This window comes from Bradyrhizobium sp. 17, from assembly GCF_023073515.1.
GTDB classification, from domain to species: domain Bacteria; phylum Pseudomonadota; class Alphaproteobacteria; order Rhizobiales; family Xanthobacteraceae; genus Bradyrhizobium; species Bradyrhizobium canariense_D.
The window spans coordinates 141,567-163,325 of the sequence record NZ_JADPJQ010000130.1 but is presented as its reverse complement, the minus strand read 5'-3'; the positions used below and the strand labels follow the sequence as shown (position 1 = coordinate 163,325).

The following is a 21,759-nucleotide window of genomic DNA, read 5'->3' as shown; positions in this document are numbered from 1 at the left end:
AAAGCCATGAATCTCTCGAAGTTCTTCATCGATCGTCCGATTTTTGCCGGTGTGCTCTCGGTCCTGATCTTCCTCGCCGGCCTGATCTCGCTGTTCGCGATGCCGATCTCGGAATATCCCGATGTCGTGCCGCCCTCCGTCCTCGTGCGCGCGACCTATCCCGGGGCCAATCCCAAGGTGATCGCCGAGACGGTGGCGACTCCCATCGAAGAGCAGATCAACGGCGTCGAAGGCATGCTGTACATGTCAAGCCAGGCGACCACCGATGGCGCGATGACGCTGACGGTGACATTCCGGCTCGGCACCGATCCTGACAAGGCGACGCAGCTGGTGCAGAACCGTGTGCAGCAGGCCGAGCCGCGCCTGCCCGCCGTGGTGCGGCAGCTCGGCATCATCACCAAGAAGTCGTCGCCCGACCTCACCATGGTCGTGCATCTGTTGTCGCCCACCGGCCGCTACGACATGACGTATTTGCGCAATTACGCCGTGCTCAATGTCAAGGACCGTCTTGCACGGATCGACGGCGTCGGCGACGTCCAGCTCTATGGCGCCGGCGACTATTCGATGCGGGTCTGGGTCGATCCGCAGAAGGCTGCCGAACACGGGCTCACCGCAAGCGACATCGTCAAGGCGATCCAGGCGCAGAACGTCGAGGCCGCTGCCGGCGTGGTCGGCTCCTCCCCGAATGTCAAGGGCATCGACCTGCAGCTGTCCGTCAACGCGGAAGGGCGGCTTGCGAACGAAGAGCAATTCGGCGACATCGTGGTCAAGACCGGTACGCGTGGCGAAGTCGTGCGCTTGCGCGACGTCGCCCGCATCGAGCTCGGCGCGTCCGAATACGGCCTGCGCTCGCTACTCGACAACAAGCAGGCAGTGGCGATTCCGATCTTCCAGGCGCCCGGCTCCAACGCGCTGGAGATCTCCGATCATGTCCGTGCCACCATGGCCGAGATCAAGAAGAATATGCCGGAAGGCGTGTCCTACCAGATCGTTTACGATCCCACTCAGTTCGTGCGCTCCTCGATCGAGGCCGTCATTCACACGCTGCTGGAGGCGATCGCGCTGGTGGTGCTGGTGGTGATCCTGTTCCTGCAGACCTGGCGCGCCTCGATCATTCCGCTGCTGGCGGTGCCCGTGTCGATCGTCGGTACATTCGCGGTCATGCACGTGTTCGGCTTCTCGATCAACGCGCTCAGCCTGTTCGGGCTCGTGCTCGCAATCGGCATCGTCGTCGACGACGCCATCGTCGTAGTCGAGAACGTCGAACGCAACATCGAGGGAGGGCTGTCGCCGCGCGACGCCACCTACCAGGCGATGCGCGAAGTGTCGGGGCCGATCATCGCGATTGCGATGGTGCTGATCGCGGTGTTCGTGCCGCTCGCCTTCATCTCCGGCCTCACCGGGCAGTTCTACAAGCAGTTCGCGCTGACGATCGCGATCTCGACCGTGATCTCCGCCATCAATTCGCTGACGCTGTCGCCTGCGTTGTCGGCGCTGCTGCTCAAGGGACACAATCAGCCGAAGGACCGGCTGACGATCATCATGGAAAAGGGCCTTGGCTGGTTCTTCCGTGGCTTCAACAAGGTGTTCACACGCTCGTCGGAGAATTACAGCGGCACCGTCACCAAGGTGATATCAGGCAAGGCCGCAGTGATGGGACTGTATGTGGTGTTGGTCGGCGTGACCGCGCTTCTGTTCCAGCAGGTGCCGAGCGGCTTCGTGCCGGGCCAGGACAAACAGTATCTGGTCGGTTTCTCGCGGCTGCCCGACGGCGCAGCGCTCGATCGCACTGAAGAGGTGATCCGCAAGATGAGCGACATCGCGCTGACCCAGCCAGGTGTCGAGAGTTCGGTCGCCTTTCCGGGCCTGTCGATCGCCGGCTTCACCAACTCCTCCAATGCCGGCATCGTGTTCTCCACGCTCAAGCCGTTCGACGAGCGCAAGGATCCTTCGCTCAGCGGCCCCGCGCTGGCGGCCGAGCTGAACAAGAAATATGCCGGCATCCAGGAAGCCTTCATCGCCATGTTCCCGCCGCCGCCGGTCAACGGCCTTGGCACCATCGGCGGCTTCAAGCTGCAGATCGAGGACCGTGCCGGTCTCGGCTATGAGGCGCTGAACGAGGCGACCAAGGCGTTCATGGCGGCGATGCAGAAGGCGCCGGAGATCGCCGGCGTGTTCTCGAGCTTCCAGGTCAACGTGCCCCAGCTGTTCGCCGACATCGACCGCACGAAGGCGCTCCAATTGGGCGTGCCCGTGACGGAGGTGTTCAACACGCTGCAGATTTACCTGGGCTCCTACTACGTCAACGACTTCAACAAGTTTGGCCGCACCTATTCGGTCCGGGTGCAGGCCGACGCGCCGTTCCGCGCCCGCGCCGACGACATCCGGCAGTTGAAGGTGCGCTCGTCCTCGGGCGACATGGTGCCGCTCTCGGCGCTCTTGAGCGTTCGCCAGAGCGCGGGACCCGAGCGGGCGATCCGCTACAACGGCTTCCTGTCCTCCGATATCAACGCGGCGGCTGCTCCCGGCTTCTCCTCCGGACAGGCGCAGGAGGTCGCGACGCGGATCGCGGCGGAGACGCTGCCGCCCGGCTTTGCCTTCGAATGGACCGACCTGACCTATCAGGAGTTCATCGCCGGCAATTCCGGACTGTGGGTGTTTCCGCTGGCGATCCTCCTGGTGTTCCTGGTGCTGGCCGCGCTCTATGAGAGCCTGACCTTGCCGCTCTCGATCATCATGATCGTGCCGATGGGTCTGCTGGCTGCTATGTTCGGTGTCTGGATCTCCAAGGGCGATAACAACGTCTTCACCCAGATCGGCTTGATCGTGCTGGTGGGACTCTCGGCCAAGAACGCGATCCTGATCGTCGAATTCGCGCGCGAGCTCGAATTCGCAGGCCGCACCCCGATCCGGGCCGCAATCGAGGCGAGCCGGCTGCGGTTGCGCCCGATCCTGATGACGTCGATGGCGTTCATCATGGGCGTGCTGCCGCTGGTGCTCTCGACCGGGGCCGGCTCGGAGATGCGGCGCGCCATGGGCGTCGCCGTGTTCTCCGGCATGATCGGCGTCACCGTATTCGGCCTGTTCCTGACGCCGGTGTTCTATGTGCTGCTGCGGACCGTCACTGGCATGAAGCCGCTGACGCATCACGGCAGCGACACCAGCGCGGCGCCGGTGCAACCCGTCGGGCACTAGATCAGGGAAATCCCCGACAGCAACAACAAAACGAGCACGGTCTTGCGAAAGACCGTCTCGTTGACCCTGTGGAACGCGATCACGCCCAGCGCGGAGCCTGCGAACAGCGCCGGCAGGCTAACCGCGAGATCGACCAAGACCTTTGACGACAGATCCAGATGTCCGAACAGCAGCGCGATCGCGAACAGCTGCATCGCGGCGATGAACGGCTGCACCAGGCCGCGCTGCTCGCTCTTGGGCATGCCGCGCATGTCGCACCAGATCGTCGGGATCGCGCCCGGCATCGCGGTCAGTCCGCCGACCAGTCCTCCACCGAACCCGATCAACGCGACCCAGTGCCGCCCGACCGCCTCGCCGGCCGTCACCAGCGTCGGCCGCAGCAGCATGTAGGCCGCATAGAGCGCAACGATAATGCCGAAGCCGCGCCGGAGCAGATGCGTATCGGTGCTCTGGAGCAGCGACACCGCGATGGGAACGCCGATCAAGCCGCCGACGATCAGCAGCAGACTGCCTTCCCAGCGGATATTGCGCCGAAGCGACCACAGATTGGTGGCCTGCACGCCGATGCTGCACGCCATCATCAGCGGTACGGCTTCGAGCGGCTGAAACACCCGGAGCAGGATGGCGCCCGCTACCGCGGAAAAGGCAAATCCCGAGAGTCCGGAGACAAAGGCGCCGGCGAACACGGCAACGCTGAGCAGCATCAGAGTCGTGACATCAGGCACAATTTGCCCTCCGATCAATCGTAGGGAATTTGCGAGACGGGGACATCGGCGCTCTCGGTGCAAACGGCCGGCACGAGTGGAACCGACGGCTGCGCGTAAGCATGAGATCGCTCCAGCATCGCGAGGCCGACCAGTTGGAGAGCGACGAGCGCTGCCGTCAGCGCGATTGCGACGATGCTGGCGTTACGCACGTTCGAATTTGGGGTGGTCGCTCGTGCGCTCGCGCGGATCAACTCCGTTGGCATTTTCAAAGATATCCTCTTCACGGGAAACGGGAATAATTTCATTCAAAGACGGCGCTTCGTGCGGCTGGTCCAGCAGGTGGCGATAGCGCCGCAACACGCGCTCCGCGTCGATTTCCCGCTGCGCGCGGAGTACCGCGCCCATGCGGGCGACGATATCGCGGAATCTTCCTGTCAGAACTGGTGACGCCGTCCGCATGACAATCTCCTCTCAACCTGCACGAGAGATTGACGGAATTCGTTTCCGCTCGCAGTGAGTTGCTTCACAAAAATGTCTGGTAGGTCGAACAACAGATCGTGTGACGTCTAGTAGAAGACAACGCGGAAAATCGCGTCATTCGATCGAACGACGTGCGATAACTTTCTAATGATGCTTGTGATTGAACCTATTGCGAGCTACGGCGACTCGCCTGCGTTTTTGAACGCGTCTCAGTGCACGAGCGGATTGGAAAATCCAGCTGCGAGCTTGACGAGATCGGCCTGACGAGAAACGCCGGTCTTGGCGAACACGCGATGCAGATGCGTCTTCACCGTCGTCTCGGCGATACCGAGCGCAACCGCCGTCTCCGGCACGCCGCCGACATCGACGATTGACTGCAAGACCCTCAGTTCGGCAGGCGTGAGCTCGAAGGTGCGGTCAATGAGCCCGGCACACGAGCGGCCGTCGAGTTCCGCTTTCCAGATGAACAGGGCTCCCACTGCCGAACTGCGCTCGGCCACCCCGTCGCGCAGCAATGATGGCAGCGCGATGATTTGCGCGACGTAGTAGGAACCGTCATGCGACATCAACGGAATTTTCCGTCCCGAAGATGCCGCCAACGCGACCTCGCTGGTGTCACGGAAAATATCGCGCAAGGCTGAATTAGCAGCGGAAGATCTTGCCACCAACCTGCCCGAGACAGACCGCAGGACATCGTCGACGTCTAGGATCATCGCCGCGGCCGGATTGCTGTGGATGATATGACAGGTCGAATCGAGCAGGATGACACCGGCATTCAGTCGGTCCACGACGTCGGCAAGCGCGACCGCGCGCTGCTGCTTCCGCTCGATCGCCCGGTTGATCAACAGCGCCCGGCTCGCATGCGGAGCCAGGAACTGCATTCGCGCCCGCTGTTCCGCGCCGAGCATCTCCCTGCCCGGGATCACGGTCATTAGCATCGGACATGGCGACTTCGACTGCTCCAGCACCACGTTGGCGACGTCGACGCAGCCCTGGGGGCGCAGCCATTCCTGGTAGAAGCGGCCGCGGCGGTATTCGTCGAAATCCACGAGATCAGGGATATTGCGCACCTCGCCATAGCGCGGAAGCCGAGCAAGCGGGTCGTATCGGGAGTAGGTCTCCGCATAGAGCTGAATGTAGTACGGATCGACCCCGCAATAATAATGCGTCGCGCCTGATTTGCTGACCGGGTCCTTCGAAATCAGACCACAGGCTTGGCTGCCAATGAAGGCATTGAGTTTGACAACGACCTCGCTCCACAACTCCGGGTGGAGACCCGCGTCATAGATAGTCTCGATCAACTCGGACGGTTTTGGAGATCGGGGCATCGGAAGAGCCAATGGTGACACATGGAGATGGCGAAATGTTCTTCATGCCTGGCGGCTTCCGTGAGTCTTTCGCGGGAGCGAAAGGTTCAATCGTGAAGGCAAAATTCAACAGTCTAATTCACAAGCGGATTGGAGAATCCTGCCGCGAGCTTAACGAGATCGGCCTGACGCGAAACGCCCGTCTTGGCGAACACGCGATGCAGATGCGTCTTCGCCGTCGTTTCCGCGATACCAAGCGCGACCGCCGTCTCCGGGACGCCGCCAACCTCGACGATCGACAGGAACACGCGCAGCTCGGCCGGCGTAAGGTCGAATGTCCGCGCGATCAATTCGCCATAGGACTGTCCGCCGAGCGATACCTTACGCAGCAGCAGCGCACCGACGGCATCGACCACCCGCTCGCTGCCGTCCCGCAGGACGGACGACAGCGGCAGGATGTGCGCGACGTAGCGCTCGCCCGAAGGCGAAAGCAGCGAAAACGCGTGCCCCTTTGCGGCAAGCAGCGCAATTTCATGGCGGGTCGCGAACGCTTCCCACAGTGTCTGATTGGCCTCCGCACTGCTGGTCACCAATTGCCCGGCAACGGACCGAACCAGATCGTCGGCCGCAAGCAAGGCGTGCCCTGCGGAATTCGCGTGCACCACCCGGCAGAAGCCATCGAGCAGGAAGATGCCACAGGCCAAATTGTCCAGGACCTCCGCCAACGCCGTCGCCAGCGTCAGTTGCGAGGTCATGGCGCGGTTGATCAGCAACGCTCGGCTGGCGTGCGGCAAGATCAGCGAGAGGCGCTGCTTCATCACCGGATCCACCATCCGGCGGCCCGACAGCACCGTCATCATCACGGGGCAGCTCGCATTCGAATTCTCGAGCACGACGTTAGCCGCATCGCTGCAACCCTGCGGCCGCATCCATTCCTGGTAAAAGCGTCCTCGCCGATATTCATCGAAATTGACGAGATCCGGGATGCTGACGATCTGGCCATGCGGCGGCAGGACCGTCAGCGGATCGAACTTCGAATGCGTCTCGGAATAGAGCCGGATGTAGTGCGGGTCCGCCCCGCAATAATAGTGCGTGACGCCGAATTTGCTGATCGAGTCCTTGGAAAACAGCCCGCAGGCCTGGCCGCCGACGAAGTCGCGGATGCCGGTGACGACGTTATTCCACAGCGAGGGATCGAGCCCGGCATCGTAGATGGCCTCGACCAGGTCGGGCAGTTTCCGTGGTCCGTGCATGGCTATAAATGGCCTGGGTGATCAATATCACCAAGCATACCACAACCACAGCATGCGGCATCCTCCGATCGGATGAGGCGTCGGCCGGTAACGAGCGGATATTCGTTTCGGGTGCTACTGATGCAGAGTCGCGATACCGCACCGGGATGCTCACATCTCGTCCCAGCCGACCTTCTCCAGATTCTCCGACCAGACCGCGGCGCGATAGATCTCGCGCCCGTCGGCGTTTCTGACCCGGATGCAGGCATCGCGGTCGCGCAAATCGTCGCGCCAGACGAACAGGTGGCTTGCCATCTCGTTGGCCACCACGAATGTCGCTTCGGGGCATTCGAACACCATGCCGCCCGGATCGATCTTCACGATATTGCCGATCATAAGATCAAAGAAAAAACGGCGCATGCAACACTCCAACTGGGGGCGGCGCACGCCCGCCCCTGCCGTCTCCAAGCGGCATTTGACTTGAAACTCAGTCGTGCGCGGTCACGACATTTCGCCGCTCCTGACGTCACTGGGCGTGGCGCCATAAGTTCGACGGAAGCAGCGGTTAAAATAGGAGAGATCGCCGAAGCCGACATCGTAGGCGATCGAGCTGACCGTCCGCTCGGCGTATCCGGGTTCCCGCAACATGCGATGGGCGCGCTTGACGCGTTGTTCGATCACGAAGGACGAGAACGTCTTGCCGTCGGCCTCGAACAGGCGCTGGAGATAACGCGGCGTCACGCCGAGCTCCTGGGCGACTGTGGCCACCGACAGGTCCTGCCGCCAGCAATTGTTGGCGATGGAGACTTTGGCCTTCTGCAGCCGTGCCGCCTTCACGCCGCGCCGCCCGGCCAGCTCCCGGGGCTCGTTGGTGGCACCGAGAACGATTGCCAGAAGATCGTGCAGATGCCCGACCCCGAGCTGGCGCAAATTTGGCGTCGCGAACGCCTTCTCCCGCACCAGTGTCTCCGCATAGTTGACCAGCAATCGAAGTCCTGTCGAGCTCTCCGGCATGACACGCATTACGGCGTCATCGACATCCACGATCATCGGCGCCAGCACGCGTCTCGGCACGCGTAGGGAGAAGCAGCTACCCAGCGACAATCGCTCGAACGTCGTGACGTCCTCCGCGCTGGTCAGGACCGCCTCCCCTGCACGAAGGCTCAGATCGTGTCCCCGCTCGGATATTCCAAGTACGCCAGATCGATTCACGATCAGGGCCAGGCTGTCGTCGCCATCGGCAACCAGGTGTTTGGTGCGACTGACGCGCGCTCCGCACAATCCTCCGATCAGCAATTGGGCTTCCGGCAAGACGTGGGACGTGAAGCTCGCCGTAGCCGGCTTTCCTTCTCTCGCCTCGACCTCCGCCTTCAACACCCCGCGGCAGTAGAAATCGCGAAGCAGCGGGATACGCTCGTTTTCGGGAATTTCGTTCGTCGAAACATTAATAATGGAAAAATCAAACTGGCTCACTGCAATCCTCCAACCGACGAGCAGGTCCGGCCGTGCGCTGTCGTTTCCTCACACTCGCGTTTGACGCCGTCGTCGCATCTCTTCGTGGCGCTTGCTGCTCTTCACTTTTCTGGATCGCGATATACGAAAGTATCAAATGACTCGCGTCCTGCATTCGGAGGACACGGGAGCTGGGCTCATCACAATGCATTGAGATCGCGGCACGTATCGGCGAGCCTTGTGAAATGGATCACACGGCGTCGTCACCGCCATTCGTTCGATGCGCGAATGGAACGGCAAAGCCGGTGGCGATCTTGACTAAGTCGGCCTGCCTGCCGGCGCCGGTCTTCTCGAACAGGCGCCCGAGATGCGTCTTCACCGTCGTCTCGGCGATGCCGAGCTTTGCCGCAATGTCGGGGACACCGCCAATCTCGATAATGGCCATTAAAACACGCAGTTCGGACGGTGTCAGCCTGAAGGCCGCCGCAATCGCATCAGCCGCGAGCCATGTCGCCGCCGATGCCTTCTGAACGAACAGCACCGTGGCTGCAGCATCTCGCGATGGAGTGCGATAGCGCTTCAAGGGAAAGGCGTGGAGCAGATAATGCTGTCCATCGACTGATGTCGCAAGCTCGATCTGACGGCGGGCGGCGGAACGAGTTTCGTTGCCTGCATCGATTTCGCTCAGGCCGCGGAATATTTTGTCGGTCTGGGTGTTGCGGGCCACGATCCGGTCGCCGACCATTGCGAGCAGGCTGGCATCGGCGAACAGCCCGCGGCATGCTGCGTTGGCATGCACGACGCGGCCATCTGCGTCGAGCAGGCAGATCGCCGTGCTCAGCCCATCCAAGACCTCGGCAAGGTCGTCCACGGTATGCGAGCGTGCCCTGATCTGTCGGCCCATGATCCTGGAGCGCTGAAGGTGCGGAGCCAGCAGCCGCATGCGCTCACGCATCGGCTCGTCAACCATTCCGCGCGACCGGTGGCGCAACACCTGCAGGATTGTGGTGCGCGTGTCCGACTTCTCGAGTGCAACGGTTGCAAAGTCTATCGCTCCTTGCGGTTCCACCCACTCGCGATAGAAGCTCGTTGCCAGGAAATCCGCCTGAGGCATGATGTCGGCTACGCCGATCGTCTGCTCCGCCACGAGCGTAAAATGGCGATCGAGCAGAGGGTCCAGCTCCACATATCGGTCGCGATAAAGCTGGCGGAAGCGGGATTCGGTGCCAAAATGCTCGTGGATCTCGATCGAGAGCCTGGCTCTGTCCCTGGACAGGATGGTCGCGGCACATCCGCCGACGAAATGCGAAACCTGTTCCAGCACCCCGCTGCGCAGCGCGGGATCGACCGCGGCGTCGTAGATCTCGCCGACAAGGGACGAGAATCGATTTGCGTGGAGGATTGTCATCGGCCGGACGACGCAATCTGCGTATGGCTCGGGCGTGCGAGAAAGATCGCGATCCGGGGACTGGCGAAGGAGACGGGCCGTTCAATGGCCGCCTTCGACTGGGAGAAAACGTTGCAACGAAATGCTGGAATATCGAACATCGTCCTTGCGTAACGTCAACCGCAGGATGCGGCTTGGACGTTTTCGCCAAAGACTAGGATAAATGCGAACAGCGCGCGGACTGTGTGCGATGAGTCACGCGTGCGATGCGTCAGGCAGCGCGCGCACCGCAGAACCCTGTCGCCACCGATCCCGCCGGCCTCGCATTCGGCTCCGGCAGTTTACTTGCGATTCTCCTCGCAGAATTTCAATGCCGCCAGCGCTTCACCGGCACGCGGCACCTGCATCTCGATGCTGTCGTCGTCATCGTCCTCGAAATCGAGCGAGAGACGCTTGGCCTTGGACAGCCGGTCCATCATGGACTGCTCGTATTCGAAGATGCCGCGCACGGTAGTTTTGTCCATGACCTCCCACTTCGCCTTCTTCATGATATCGGCGTCGTCGGTGCCGACATCGGCCCGGAGGATCTCGCCGACCTTGTCCCACTCCCAACCGTCATAGATCATCACGATCACGATCGCCTTCTCGGAATAGGTGATGACGATGACGTAGTCCCGGTTCTCGTCTTCCTTGTCCTTGTAGCCGCGGCTCGCATTGCAATGCGCGTCCTGCATACGCTTTTCGATGGTCCAGTCGCCGACCTTGGATTGTTGCGCCTGCACCGGTCTTGCGGTCAAAGCGACTGCGCTCAAGGCGCCTGCCAGGAGCCCGGCGGCGAGAAGATATCGTTTCATGTCAGCCTCCAGCGTGTTCCCCGGACAGAGATGACCACCTCTGCTGGTGACCCGCAAGGGCTTCAGGCGGTTCGCCGCGGCACGATCGCGATCGGGGTGAAGGTGTAAACCTCCTCGCCGTTCTGATTGAACATCGTCCATTTCACCAGTGCGATGCCCTGCGGCTTCGACTTCGATGGCGTCAGGCTCATGACCTCCCCGACCAGATGCAGGCGGTCGCCGGGCCGCACCGGGATGGTCCAGCGCAGCCCGTCGACGCCGGCACCGATCAGCGGATGCGGGCCGAACGGACGGGTCTGGATCGCGAGGCTCATGGCAATCGCGGCGGTGTGCCATCCCGAGGCAGCGAGACCCCTGAACAGGGTCTGCTTGGCGGCTTCGTGGTCGAGATGCATCGGCTGCGGATCGAACTCGGCCGCGAACCGCTTGATGTCGGCCTCGGTGACGTGAACTTCGGGGGATTTGAACTGCATTCCAATGGTGAGATCGTCGAACCACTCGACCTGCGCCATGATTTCGCCTCGCAATGTGATGCGCCGCCTCGCGGCTAATGGGATTGAGCAAGAGCGGGATGTAGCGGCTCCGCAGCGCACAAACCAGCCCGGGGTTCCCCAAGAAACCCGTTTCCAGATGCGACGAAACACGCCTGAAACAGATGGTCGGTTATCTCGTTGTCAAAAGCATACAGGGACGGCCACCATGCAATTCTTCCTCAACCTGATCTGGGATTATTCCTGCTGTCAGCACCTCGTCGCCCTGCCGCCGCAGGAGGACGAACTATGATCGAGCTGATCTCGGCCTTGCTCGCGCTTTGCAGCGTCGGCGTCTTTGCAGCGCACGCGGTGGATGCCTATCGCTCCACCCATTACTGATAGCCCACGCCCTAGAACGGCCGCCGGTAGAAGTGCTCCGAATGCGTCGCTGGCGGAAACCTGTTGGCGAGCGCGAGAGCTCCCCTTTCGTCGGTTTCGAGCGCGATCTTCTGTGCGAGCATCACGTCGCCGGGAACGAGAAAGCCTGACGGGACGAAGCACCACCCCATCGTCGCATTTCCGGCCTCGTCGATCTCATGGACGTTGGCGGCGGTGCCATAATGGATGCGATAGGTCTTGCCGGTATCGCCGCCGACGACATCGAAATACCGGTGCTGCTCGAATTGGGCGCGCTGCGCCGGTGACAGCCATTCGGCCAGGAGCCGGCGACCGCGAGCATCCGGCGTGTTCTCGCCGAAGAAGCGCCGATAGAGTTCGCGGAGCGCATGCAGACGCGCACGCGCCGGCCCACGGAGCCAAACTGCCGCGATCATGAGCAGCTCAGATCAACCGCCAACCAGGCGGGGATAGAACAGCGTTTCCTGCGCGGTCGGGTCAAACGATCGGATCCGGGTGACTTCGCCAGGTCCGGTTCGCAGCGCGGCGGTGAAGCCCGCTCCGGTCAGCTCCCGAAAGCGCCGCTCGGCTCGCGCCAGCGCTTCGGCATTGCCAGGATCAAACTCGTGGCGCGTGTCGCCAGTCTGGTCCATCACGATCTGGGTTGCCATGTTGAGTCTCCTCATGCCCAGCCCTGTTCGATCAAAGCAAACCTCGTGCCGTCGGTTCCAGTTGGCAACAACTTTCTCTTGCCGGCGCATCACGCCTTGCTGAGCAGGAGCGTTCTCAAGCGAAGTGGATGCCAGTTCGCATAAAGCAAACGCGCCAAAACCAAGAAGCTTGAGCCCCTTCGAAACGCGGCTCTGGTCAGCGCGAGGCGGCCGTACCTCCGCCCTCGTCGATCTGCCGTCCCATCAGGGCGATCGCTTTCTGATAAACGCCGGCGGCATTCCAGGCTTCGATGGCAGCGAAATTCGGCTCGCCCGGCTGGTAACCCGCTCCTGCACGCCAGCCATGGGCCTTGAGGAAATTCGCCGTCGAGTTCAGCGCATTGGCGGCAACTTCGAGATTGCCGGTGCCGTAGGCCAGGATGTTCTTGGGCATGAACTGGGTCTGACCGACTTCGCCGTGCATCGAGCCGCGGGTTGCCCCCGACAGCGTGCCCCGATCGATCAGCTTCAGCGCCGCATAGAGCTGCTCAGTGAAGAATTCGGGACGGCGGCAGTCATAGGCGAGCGTCGCGATCGAAGAGAGCATGTTCTGGTTGCCGCGCTGGCTGCCGAACCCGGTCTCCATGCCCCAGATCGCGATCAGCGGCCCCGGCGGGACGCCATAGCGCTGCTGGATCGAGGTGAACAAGGCGGCTTGCGACTGCTTGAGCTGGCGACCCTTGGCAACGATGGTGGTGGCGCCGCGCTTGGCGAGGAACTGGTCGAGCGTCAGCGAGAAGCTGCGCTGGCCACGGTCGGCCGCGATGGTGGCACTGGCGTAATTGGTCTGCATCAGCGCCGAGAGCGCAGTCTGGCCGACGCCCTTGCCCTGCGCCTCCGCGCTGAACTCGCTCTTCCAGGCCTCGAAGCCGGCCGACGAACTGCCGCATTGCGCGGCGTGGGCGGCGGGCGCCAGGCAGCCGAGCAGCGTCATCGCCCCAAAAACCGCCGCAGCTACAGTTCTGCCCCTGATCATGTCCGACGTCCTCTCCCTGGGTGATCCAATGCCCGAGCTTACCCGGACGAAGGCGCCGACTCCATGGCGTGATCATACGACAGTTCCAGTCCATCCAAATTGCCCTCCTGGCGCCACTTGTCCAGCAGCCGCAGGAATGCCACCGGCCCGCGCCAATACTGGCTGTTTCTCGCCGCGATCGGATCGAACACGCCTTCATTGTTGTAATAGCCGGGCGTGCATTCGGCGAGATAGGTCTGGCGGCCGAGCGCAGCTTTGACCACCTCCTCGACCCAGGCGTTCTCGGCATCGAGCGTCGGCTCCAGCGTCCGGGCTTTGCGCTTGCGCGCCTCGGCTATCACATAGGCGATGTGCTGCGACTGCTCGTCGATGATGTGCGGGAAGTTGGCGCTCTGGCCGGCCTGCACCATGACGATCAGGAAGCAATTCGGGAAGCCGCGACTGTAGAAGCCGTGCAGCGTCTTGACGCCATCGCGCCAGCGCGCCGACAGGCTCACGCCGTCACGGCCGTAGACCTCAAAGCCCATGCGGCGGGCGTAGTCGGTGCCGACCTCGAAGCCGCTGGCATAGATCAGGCAGTCGAGCTCATAAGCCCTGCCGTCGACCACGACCGCGTTCTCGGTGATGCGCTCGACGCCCTGTCCCCTGGTGTCGACGAGATGCACGTTGGGACGATTGAAGGTGTCGAGATATTCGTCGTGGAAACACGGCCGTTTGCAGAATGCCTTGTACCAGGGTTTCAACGCCGAAGCCGTCGCCTCATCCTTGACGATCGCATCGACGCGCGCTCGGATCTCTTCCATCTTGCGATAATCGGCCTGCTCGATGACCTTGAGCGCCTCCTCGATCGAAGTCACCGGCTGCGGCTGGCGGCGCGGCGCCAGCAGGATCTCGCCGAGCAGGCCGGTCCAGCCGTCCTGCACCAGATCCTGTTCGAATGGCTCGCCCGAGATCACGGCGGTGAAATTGTCCATGCGTTCGCGCTGCCAGCCGGGCCTGAGCCCCTGCGCCCAGCTCTGATCCGTCGGGCGGTCGTCGCGCACGCCGATCGCCGACGGCGTACGCTGGAAGACGTAGAGCTCCTTGGCCGAGCGGCCGAGATGCGGCACACATTGCACGGCGGTGGCCCCGGTGCCGATGATACCGACGCGTTTGTCGCCAAGACCACTAAGATCACCTTCGGCCGTGCCGCCGGTGTAGGCGTAATCCCAGCGGCTGGTGTGGAAGCTGTGTCCCTTGAAGCTTTCGATACCGGGAATGCCCGGCAGCTTCGGACGGCTCAGCGGGCCGCCAGCAAGGATGACGAAGCGCGCGCGGATGCAATCACCGCGATCTGTCTCGACCAGCCAGCGTGCCTCCTGCTCCCGCCATTCCATGTGGGTGATGACGGTCTGAAACAGCGCGCGCTCATAGAGGCCGAAATGACGGCCGATGCGGCGCGAATGCTCGTAGATCTCGGGGGCTCGCGCATATTTGCGCACCGGCATGTAGCCAGTCTCTTCCAGCAACGGCAGGTAGATGTAGCTCTCGGTATCGCAGGCCGCACCGGGGTAGCGATTCCAGTACCAGGTGCCGCCGAAATCGGCGGCCTTTTCCACGACCCGGAAATCATCGATGCCAGCTTCGCGCAGTCGCGCGCCGCACAGAAGGCCGCCGAAGCCGCCGCCCACGATCAGCACCTCGGTCTGTTCGCTGACGGCCTCGCGGGCAAATCCGGAATTGGCCCAGGGATCGTCGAGATAGCGCCCGAACTCGCCGGTCACTTCGACATATTGCGCCTTGCCTTCGGCGCGCAGACGGCGATCGCGCTCGTCGCGATAGCGCGCTCGGAGTGCGGCAATGTCGATTGTAGATTCGCCGGCTGCGCCGGTCTTGTGTCTTTGCGCTGACATCCGTTTCCTCCCCCGGCGGACACTGCTTCGCCGGCAGCTCGCATCAGTTAGCCCTGAAAAAGTGACGCATGCAATCGCGTCTCTCGCTTTTTGCGTGAACGTCGCGTGGCGTTCCGCTAACCTCAAGCGCACATCACAAGCGTACGTCATGCAGCGACATGGCGGTCCGGAGGAGACGATGCAGGGATTGATGATGGATATGCCGCTCCTGATCAGCGGCCTGATCCAGTATGCCGCCGACTATCACGGCGAGGCTGAGGTCGTCGCTCGCGAGATCGAAGGCGACATCCATCGCTATACCTATGCCGACGCACATCCGCGCATCAAGCGCATGGCGTTGGCGCTCAAGAGGCTCGGCATGATGTCCGGTGACCGCGTCGGCACGCTGGCCTGGAATACGCACCGGCATTTCGAGATGTTCTACGCCGCGCCGGGCATGGGATATGTGCTGCACACCATCAACCCGCGGCTGTTTCCCGAACAACTCGTCTACATCGTCAATCATGCCGAGGACCGGCTGCTGTTCATCGACCGTGCCACGCTGCCGATCGTGGAGGCGATCGCGCCGCAGCTCACATCGATCGAAGCCTATGTCGTGATGTGCTCGCGCGAGCGGATGCCGCAGACCAAGCTTGCCAACGTGCATTGCTACGAGGAGCTGCTGGAGAACGAGAACGACGCCGGCTTCGCCTGGCCGGAGTTCGACGAAAAATCGGCGTCCACCATCTGCTACACCTCCGGCACGACGGGCAATCCGAAGGGCGTGATCTATTCGCACCGCGCCGCGATCCTGCAGACCATGGTCTCCTGCAATTTCGACTTCCTGCCCGGGCACCTGGAAGGCGTGCGCGAGGTGATGATGCCGATGGCGCCGCTGTTCCACGGTAACGGCTGGAACATGCCGTTCACCGCGCCCTATACCGGCTCGAAGCTGGTGCTGCCCGGTCGCAATTACGAGCCCGACAAGCTTTATGAACTGCTCGAAGGCGAGAAGGTGACGCTGTCGGCGGGCGTACCGAGCTTCTGGCTGATCCTGCTCGACTGGCTCGGGCGCACCGGCAACAGGTTCTCGACACTTCGTGCAACATTGTCGTCGGGCTCGGCGCCGCCGCGCGCTATGGTCGAGAAGCTCAAGCGCGAATATGACATCGACTACGTCCAGGCCTGGGGCATGACTGAAGCCTTGGGCTGCTCGATGCCGGGCTTGCGGCCAGGCTCCGAGCATCTCGACGACAAGGAGAAGTTCGAGCGCCGCCAGGTGTCCGGCCGCGCCTGTTTCGGCACCGCCTTGCGCATCGTCGACGACGGCGGCAACGAGCTGCCGCGTGACGGCAAGAGCGTCGGCCATCTGCGCGCGCGGGGACCGTGGGTTGCGTCCGGCTACATGAAACTCGACGAAGGCCTCGACCGCGACGGCTGGCTGATCACCGGCGACATGGCCGTAATCGACCCCCAGGGCCACGTCACGCTGACCGACCGCTCCAAGGACGTGATCAAGTCCGGCGGCGAATGGATCTCCTCGATCCAACTCGAGGACGTGGCCTTGTCTCACCCCGATGTGCTGCAAGCCGCCGTGGTCGCGATCAACCATGAGAAATGGCAGGAGCGGCCGCTGCTCCTCGTCGTCCGCAAAAAGGGCGCGACCGTCGACGGCAAGACGTTGCTCGACCACATGCGTCCGAAAATCGCGAGCTGGTGGATGCCTGACGCCGTCGAATTTCTGGACGAATTCCCGATGACCGGCACCGGCAAGGTGCTCAAATCGGCCCTGCGCGAGAAATTCAGAGAGTATCGCGTCGCTTGAGCCGACCGCGCATCGCCCCGCCCATCGATCGAGGAGGCCAAAGATGCTCTACCCGATGTCCCCCAAAGTCGTCGAGCTCAAGCGCAAGCTCGACAGTTTCATGGATCGGCACATCTATCCTAATGAGGAGCGCTTTTATCGCGAGGCGGAGGAGCTGGGTCCCTGGAAAGTCTATCCGGTCGTCGAGGAGCTGAAGCCGCTGGCGCGCGCCGAAGGCCTCTGGAATCTGTTCCTGCCGGACTCCGGCCACGGTGCCGGCCTGACCAATCTCGAATATGCCCCGCTCTGCGAGGTCATGGGCCGCTCGCATCTCGCACCCGAAGTCTTCAACTGTTCGGCGCCCGACACGGGCAACATGGAGGTGCTGGAGCGCTATGGCACGAAGGAGGACAAGGAGCGCTGGCTGAAGCCGCTGCTCGCAGGCGAAATCCGCTCCTGCTTCGCCATGACCGAGCCTGCCGTCGCCTCATCCGATGCGACCAACATCGAAAGCTCGATCGTTCGCGAGGGCGACCATTACGTCATCAACGGCCGCAAATGGTATACCACCAACGCGACCGACCCGCGCTGCAAGATCTGCATCTTCATGGGCAAGACCGATCCCGACAATGCGGACCGCCACAAGCAGCAATCCATGATCCTGGTGCCGATGGACACAGCGGGCGTCGAGGTCAAGCGTGCCCTGCCCGTGTTCGGCTTCTACGGCGTGCCCGACCGTGCCTCCGAGGTCGTCTTCACCAACGTGCGTGTCCCCAAGGAGAACATGCTGCTGGGCGAAGGCCGCGGTTTCGAGATCGCGCAGGGCCGCCTCGGCCCCGGCCGCATCCACCATTGCATGCGGCTGATCGGGCTTTCCGAACGCACGCTGGAGAAGATGTGCCGGAGGGTGCGCAGCCGCGTCGCCTTTGGCAAGCCGGTTTCCGAGCAGACGGTGACGCAGGAGCGCATCGCAGAGGCCCGCATCATGATCGAGCAGGCCCGGCTGCTGACGCTCAACGCCGCATACGCGATGGACACCGTCGGCAACAAGGTGGCGACAGCGGAGATCGCGATGATCAAGGTCGCCGTGCCCAACATGGCCTGCCAGATCATCGACTGGGCGATCCAGGCCCATGGCGGCGGCGGCACGTCGAACGACTTTGGATTGACCCAGGCCTATGCGACCGCGCGTTTGCTGCGTCTCGCCGACGGCCCGGACGAAGTCCACAGGAACCAGATCGCGCGGTTCGAGCTGAAGAAATATTCGAACGCCTAGCGTCGCAAGCATTCCGCCCGTGCGGCTCGCTCTCTTTCCTTCTCCCCTTGCGGCAGAAGGTGGCGCGAAGCGCCGGATGAGGGGTCTGCTTCCGCGGAGACAAACCCCTCACCCCAGTGAGCTGCATCAACCAGCGGAGCTGCCCTCTCCCGCAAGGAGCGAGGGCAGGATGACACGCAGCCCGATTACAACCAGCGCCGTGGCGCCCTCACTCAATTCACCACGTACACATCGGGATCGAAGCTTGAGCTCGGCTTCTTGAAGGCGTTGCGCAAGGCGCCCGACATCGGGACGTTGTAATTGAGGCCGTTCGGCGGCGTCGGCGATTCCAGCCACTTCTTGTAGAGGGCCTCGATCTCCGGGCTCGCGTACAGCTCTGCAGTCGCGCGGTCGGCGAGCGCCTTGAACGGCGCGTCCTCCCGCCGTAGCATGATCCCGTAAGGCTCCGGCTTCGAGAAGGTCTCCTCGCTAATCATGAAGAGCTGTGGTTCTTTCGAGCGCGCGATCGCGACCGCGAGCTGCACGTCGTCGAGCGCGTAGGCTTGGGCGCGATCGGTTTCCAGCAGCAGGAAAGCTTCGGCCTGGTCCTTGGCCGGCATCACATTGATGCCGAGATTGCGCTCGGTGTTAACCTTGGCGAGCTGCGTCAGGTTGACCGAGCCGGCCACCGCCGTCACCGCTTTGCCCTTGAGATCGTCGATGGTGTTGATCTTTGCGGCTTTCTTGGCCGCAAATCGCGTGGCGCTGAGGAAGTGCGTGTTGGTGAAGGCGACCTGCTTCTGGCGATCGGCATTGTTGGTGGTCGCCGAGCAATGCAGGTCGAGCGTCCCGTTGACCATCAGCGGAATCCGGTTCGACGATGTCACGGCGAGGGTGTCGACGGCGATGTCGGGTATACCGAGCTGCTTCTTCACGGCATCCACGATCCTGAGGCAGATATCCATGGCAAAGCCGACCGGCTTCTGGTTGCCGTCGAGATAACTGAACGGGACCGAGGCCTCCTGGTAGCCCAGCGTGATTTTCTTGGTCTCTTTGACCTTCTGAAGCGTACCCGACAGGTCTTCGGCGGAGGCGGCAGTTGCAAGGCATGTGAGGGCCAGGACAACGGTGGGTAAACGCATCGGGAACTCCTTGAGGAGGCTTGCGCCCCCATGCCGGGCGCAGCAATCGCGCCGTTGATAGCGCAGGCGCGCGGCAGCCGCCAGACGAGCTTGCACCTATCAGCTATCGCGGCTTGCGATAGGGTGGACCGGCCTTTTGTCCCCCTGGAGTCGGGGCGCTCAAGCGCCAGGATGGCGCTTACGCGTCGATGCCGCGCTGGACCAGGATCCGCTCGGCGCTGTCGTTCCAGACGTCCATCTTGGTGATCTGGCCATTCCGCACCACGAAGCGGTCGACATAGCGGTTGCCCTCGAACGCGGACCCATCCATCCATTCGCCGTAGAGCGTGCCGACGCTATAGACCACGGTCTCGCCGTCGCCGGGGCAGACGTCGAAACGGTCCATCTTCTTCTTGACCCAGCGGTAGCGCTTGGCGTTGAAAGCGGTCGGGCCGCGCGGATGATCGAACTCGCGCCCACCGGTAAAGGTGATCACCGTGCCCGGCGCCATATAGGCAGCCGCGGCGTCCGGATCGGGGATCATCGACGCCGTGAGATAGGCTTCCACGATCTCGGCGTCGGACGACGGGCCGGCTTCGGCTTTTGCGGCAGCGGACATGGCTCATTCTCCAGGGCTTGCGAATACTAGCGCCGCTCTCGGGGAATACGTGCATATATTTTGAACATTTCCGTCGCTACACTGCCGACAATCTGGAGCCGCCAAACGCGGCCGAATGCACTAAATTCCTTCCGCAAGAGCCATGACCGCCCAATCCGCCTTTGACCTCATCTTTCGCAACGCCTTGCTGCGTGGTGCCGCCGACCCGATGGACATCGGCGTCACGCGCGGCCGGATCACCGCCATCGAACCGACGCTCGCTTGCGAGGCCGCCGAAGTCGATGTCGGCGGACGCCTCGCCCTGCCCGGCTTCGTCGACAGCCACATCCATCTCGACAAGGCCTGCCTGCTCGGCCGCTGCGGGCATGATCACGGCAGCGTCTCCGAAGCGATCCGCGCCCTCTCCGAGATGAAGAAGGGTTTCTCGGTCGAGGACGTCTACGCGCGCGGCGCCCGGGTACTCGAACGTGCCATCGTCCACGGCACCACGCGCATGCGAACCCACGTCGAGATCGATCCCCGCATCGGATTGCGCGGCTTCGAGGCGGTGAAGGCGCTGAAGCGTGACTATGCCTGGGCGATCGACCTGTCGCTCTGTGTCTTTCCGCAGGAAGGCCTCACCAACGATCCCGGCAGCGAGGAGCTTCTGATCCAGGCGCTGCGCGATGGTGGGGAGGTGATCGGCGGCTGCCCCTACACGGACACCGACCCGAACGCCCATCTCGCACGCATCTTCGACCTCGCCGAGGCGTTCGACCTGGACGTCGATCTCCATCTCGATTTCGATCTCGATCCCTCCTGGTGGCACCTCGACGAGGTCTGCCGGCAGACCGAGCGGCGCAACTATGGGGGGCGCGTGGCAATCGGCCACGCCACGAAACTCTCCGCACTGCCACCGGAGCGGCTGAGGGCCGCCACCGCGCAGCTGGCCAAGGCTGGCGTTGCCGTCACCGTGCTGCCGGCAACCGATCTGTACCTGATGGGGCGGGAAGCGACCCACAACGCGCCACGCGGGCTGACGCTCGCCCACAAGCTCGCCGCCGACGGCGTGCTGTGCTCGATCGCGACCAACAACGTGCTCAATCCCTTCACGCCGTTCGGCGATGCCTCACTGCTGCGAATGGCGAATTTCTACGCCAACGTCGCGCATGCCTCGGTGAACGACTTCGATACCTGCCTTGATCTCGTGACCGAGCTGCCGGCGCGGCTGATGAACCTTGGGGATTACGGCATCAAGGTCGGAAACCCCGCCGATCTCATCGTGCTCGATACGCAAGACAGCCGCTTCGCCGTCGCCGAGCTGCCGGATGTCGTAATGGGCTTCAAGAGCGGCCGGCAGACTTTTGCGCGGCAACGGCCCACTGTGTTCCGCCCCGGCTCCTGAGCCGCTCTGGACGCATATCTGCATTGAAGCGGGGCGAATTGCCGCGTTATTTCCGTTAGATGTTACCGTCGATCGCTCTCATATTCCGAATCCGGTAGAATACCGGATAGTCGATCCGCGCTGATTGCCGATAGCTGAGCGTATTGCCAGTCCCGCGGTGCCGTTCAAAGCAGAACCTGCACTGAAGTCTGCATTCAACGGGGAAGCATCGACATGTTCAGCGCATTCAGCAGCATCGACCATCGCGCCATTCGAGCGAGAACGCCCGGCGATGCCGCTATAATACGGCTCGACGGCATCGGGCATGTCCTGTCAAACCTCGATCTGGCGAGCATCCGGACCCAAGATGACTTGACGCGCATGCTCCTGACGCTCGACACCGCCGACAAGTGCATTCGGGTGATCCGCGCGGAATACCGGACCCAAGTCGCGAACGATCGGCTGGCCCGGAAGTCCGAAGACCTAATGGCGTTGATCGAACACGTCCGCGACGAGCTCACGGGCTGTTGCACCGTAAAATCCTGAGCAAGAGCCGC

At 62.6% G+C, this 21,759-nt stretch carries 21 protein-coding genes; 5 read left to right on the top strand and 16 right to left on the bottom strand.

What is annotated here, in order from left to right; genetic code table 11:
* Nucleotides 1–6 precede the first annotated feature (6 nt).
* A complete protein-coding gene (locus tag IVB13_RS36905; RefSeq protein WP_247492446.1) occupies nt 7–3,195 on the top strand; it encodes a multidrug efflux RND transporter permease subunit in 3,189 nt (1,062 codons plus the stop codon).
* Here the strand turns inward: IVB13_RS36905 and IVB13_RS36900 are convergent.
* The 14 genes from IVB13_RS36900 to IVB13_RS36835 all read right to left on the bottom strand — a co-directional run bounded on the left by IVB13_RS36900 (nt 3,192) and on the right by IVB13_RS36835 (nt 15,061).
* Complete coding sequence (locus IVB13_RS36900; protein WP_026233767.1) at nt 3,192–3,920, bottom strand: sulfite exporter TauE/SafE family protein; 729 nt, start codon at nt 3,918–3,920, stop codon at nt 3,192–3,194. The two genes, IVB13_RS36905 and IVB13_RS36900, sit on opposite strands and share 4 nt — an antisense overlap.
* 14 nt (nt 3,921–3,934) lie before the next feature.
* Nucleotides 3,935–4,111 carry a hypothetical protein gene (locus tag IVB13_RS36895; protein WP_018459274.1) on the bottom strand — a complete coding sequence of 59 codons (177 nt, stop codon included), beginning with the start codon at nt 4,109–4,111 and terminating at the stop codon, nt 3,935–3,937.
* Entirely contained in the window at nt 4,104–4,361 is a 258-nt protein-coding gene (locus tag IVB13_RS36890; RefSeq protein ID WP_026233769.1) for a hypothetical protein, read from the bottom strand. Before IVB13_RS36890 ends, IVB13_RS36895 begins: the two co-directional genes overlap by 8 nt.
* 230 nt (nt 4,362–4,591) lie before the next feature.
* Nucleotides 4,592–5,710 (bottom strand): helix-turn-helix transcriptional regulator, encoded by a 1,119-nt coding sequence (locus IVB13_RS36885; protein ID WP_247492444.1) that lies wholly within the window; start codon nt 5,708–5,710, stop codon nt 4,592–4,594.
* A 113-nt stretch (nt 5,711–5,823) separates the two neighbouring features.
* Nucleotides 5,824–6,942 (bottom strand): helix-turn-helix transcriptional regulator, encoded by a 1,119-nt coding sequence (locus IVB13_RS36880; protein WP_018459277.1) that lies wholly within the window; start codon nt 6,940–6,942, stop codon nt 5,824–5,826.
* A 150-nt stretch (nt 6,943–7,092) separates the two neighbouring features.
* Entirely contained in the window at nt 7,093–7,341 is a 249-nt protein-coding gene (locus tag IVB13_RS36875) for a hypothetical protein (RefSeq protein WP_204510928.1), read from the bottom strand.
* Nucleotides 7,342–7,422: 81 nt separating this feature from the next.
* Nucleotides 7,423–8,394 carry an AraC family transcriptional regulator gene (locus IVB13_RS36870; protein WP_018459279.1) on the bottom strand — a complete coding sequence of 324 codons (972 nt, stop codon included), beginning with the start codon at nt 8,392–8,394 and terminating at the stop codon, nt 7,423–7,425.
* A gap of 229 nt (nt 8,395–8,623) precedes the next feature.
* Nucleotides 8,624–9,781, bottom strand: a complete 1,158-nt coding sequence (locus tag IVB13_RS36865; protein WP_018459280.1) for a LuxR C-terminal-related transcriptional regulator — start codon at nt 9,779–9,781, stop codon at nt 8,624–8,626.
* 320 nt (nt 9,782–10,101) lie between these two features.
* Nucleotides 10,102–10,614 carry a hypothetical protein gene (locus IVB13_RS36860; protein WP_018459281.1) on the bottom strand — a complete coding sequence of 171 codons (513 nt, stop codon included), beginning with the start codon at nt 10,612–10,614 and terminating at the stop codon, nt 10,102–10,104.
* A 62-nt stretch (nt 10,615–10,676) separates the two neighbouring features.
* Nucleotides 10,677–11,126: a MaoC family dehydratase gene (locus IVB13_RS36855; protein WP_018459282.1), complete on the bottom strand. Its 450-nt coding sequence runs from the start codon at nt 11,124–11,126 to the stop codon at nt 10,677–10,679.
* A gap of 371 nt (nt 11,127–11,497) precedes the next feature.
* Complete coding sequence (locus IVB13_RS36850; RefSeq protein WP_018459285.1) at nt 11,498–11,920, bottom strand: hypothetical protein; 423 nt, start codon at nt 11,918–11,920, stop codon at nt 11,498–11,500.
* A 12-nt stretch (nt 11,921–11,932) separates the two neighbouring features.
* Nucleotides 11,933–12,154, bottom strand: coding sequence for a hypothetical protein (locus IVB13_RS36845; protein WP_007592399.1), 222 nt, complete (start codon nt 12,152–12,154; stop codon nt 11,933–11,935).
* 196 nt (nt 12,155–12,350) lie between these two features.
* Nucleotides 12,351–13,169 carry a lytic murein transglycosylase gene (locus IVB13_RS36840; RefSeq protein ID WP_026233772.1) on the bottom strand — a complete coding sequence of 273 codons (819 nt, stop codon included), beginning with the start codon at nt 13,167–13,169 and terminating at the stop codon, nt 12,351–12,353.
* Between the two features lie 38 nt (nt 13,170–13,207).
* Complete coding sequence (locus IVB13_RS36835; protein WP_018459287.1) at nt 13,208–15,061, bottom strand: NAD(P)/FAD-dependent oxidoreductase; 1,854 nt, start codon at nt 15,059–15,061, stop codon at nt 13,208–13,210.
* Between the two features lie 178 nt (nt 15,062–15,239).
* Between IVB13_RS36835 and IVB13_RS36830 the strand changes: the two genes are divergently transcribed.
* Both IVB13_RS36830 and IVB13_RS36825 read left to right on the top strand, forming a co-directional pair.
* Complete coding sequence (locus tag IVB13_RS36830; RefSeq protein ID WP_026233773.1) at nt 15,240–16,865, top strand: long-chain fatty acid--CoA ligase; 1,626 nt, start codon at nt 15,240–15,242, stop codon at nt 16,863–16,865.
* A gap of 43 nt (nt 16,866–16,908) precedes the next feature.
* The gene (locus IVB13_RS36825) at nt 16,909–18,120 is read left to right on the top strand and encodes an acyl-CoA dehydrogenase family protein (RefSeq protein WP_018459289.1); all 1,212 of its coding nucleotides are present in this window, start codon (nt 16,909–16,911) and stop codon (nt 18,118–18,120) included.
* A gap of 212 nt (nt 18,121–18,332) precedes the next feature.
* On the opposite strand, the gene IVB13_RS36820 is transcribed toward IVB13_RS36825, so the two are convergent.
* Both IVB13_RS36820 and IVB13_RS36815 read right to left on the bottom strand, forming a co-directional pair.
* The gene (locus tag IVB13_RS36820; protein ID WP_247398259.1) at nt 18,333–19,241 is read right to left on the bottom strand and encodes an amino acid ABC transporter substrate-binding protein; all 909 of its coding nucleotides are present in this window, start codon (nt 19,239–19,241) and stop codon (nt 18,333–18,335) included.
* A 178-nt stretch (nt 19,242–19,419) separates the two neighbouring features.
* Nucleotides 19,420–19,839 carry a nuclear transport factor 2 family protein gene (locus IVB13_RS36815; RefSeq protein ID WP_018459291.1) on the bottom strand — a complete coding sequence of 140 codons (420 nt, stop codon included), beginning with the start codon at nt 19,837–19,839 and terminating at the stop codon, nt 19,420–19,422.
* A gap of 142 nt (nt 19,840–19,981) precedes the next feature.
* On the opposite strand from IVB13_RS36815, the gene IVB13_RS36810 reads away from it, so the two are divergent.
* Both IVB13_RS36810 and IVB13_RS36805 read left to right on the top strand, forming a co-directional pair.
* The gene (locus IVB13_RS36810; protein WP_018459292.1) at nt 19,982–21,223 is read left to right on the top strand and encodes an amidohydrolase family protein; all 1,242 of its coding nucleotides are present in this window, start codon (nt 19,982–19,984) and stop codon (nt 21,221–21,223) included.
* A 213-nt stretch (nt 21,224–21,436) separates the two neighbouring features.
* Complete coding sequence (locus IVB13_RS36805; protein ID WP_018459293.1) at nt 21,437–21,748, top strand: hypothetical protein; 312 nt, start codon at nt 21,437–21,439, stop codon at nt 21,746–21,748.
* Nucleotides 21,749–21,759 lie beyond the last annotated feature (11 nt).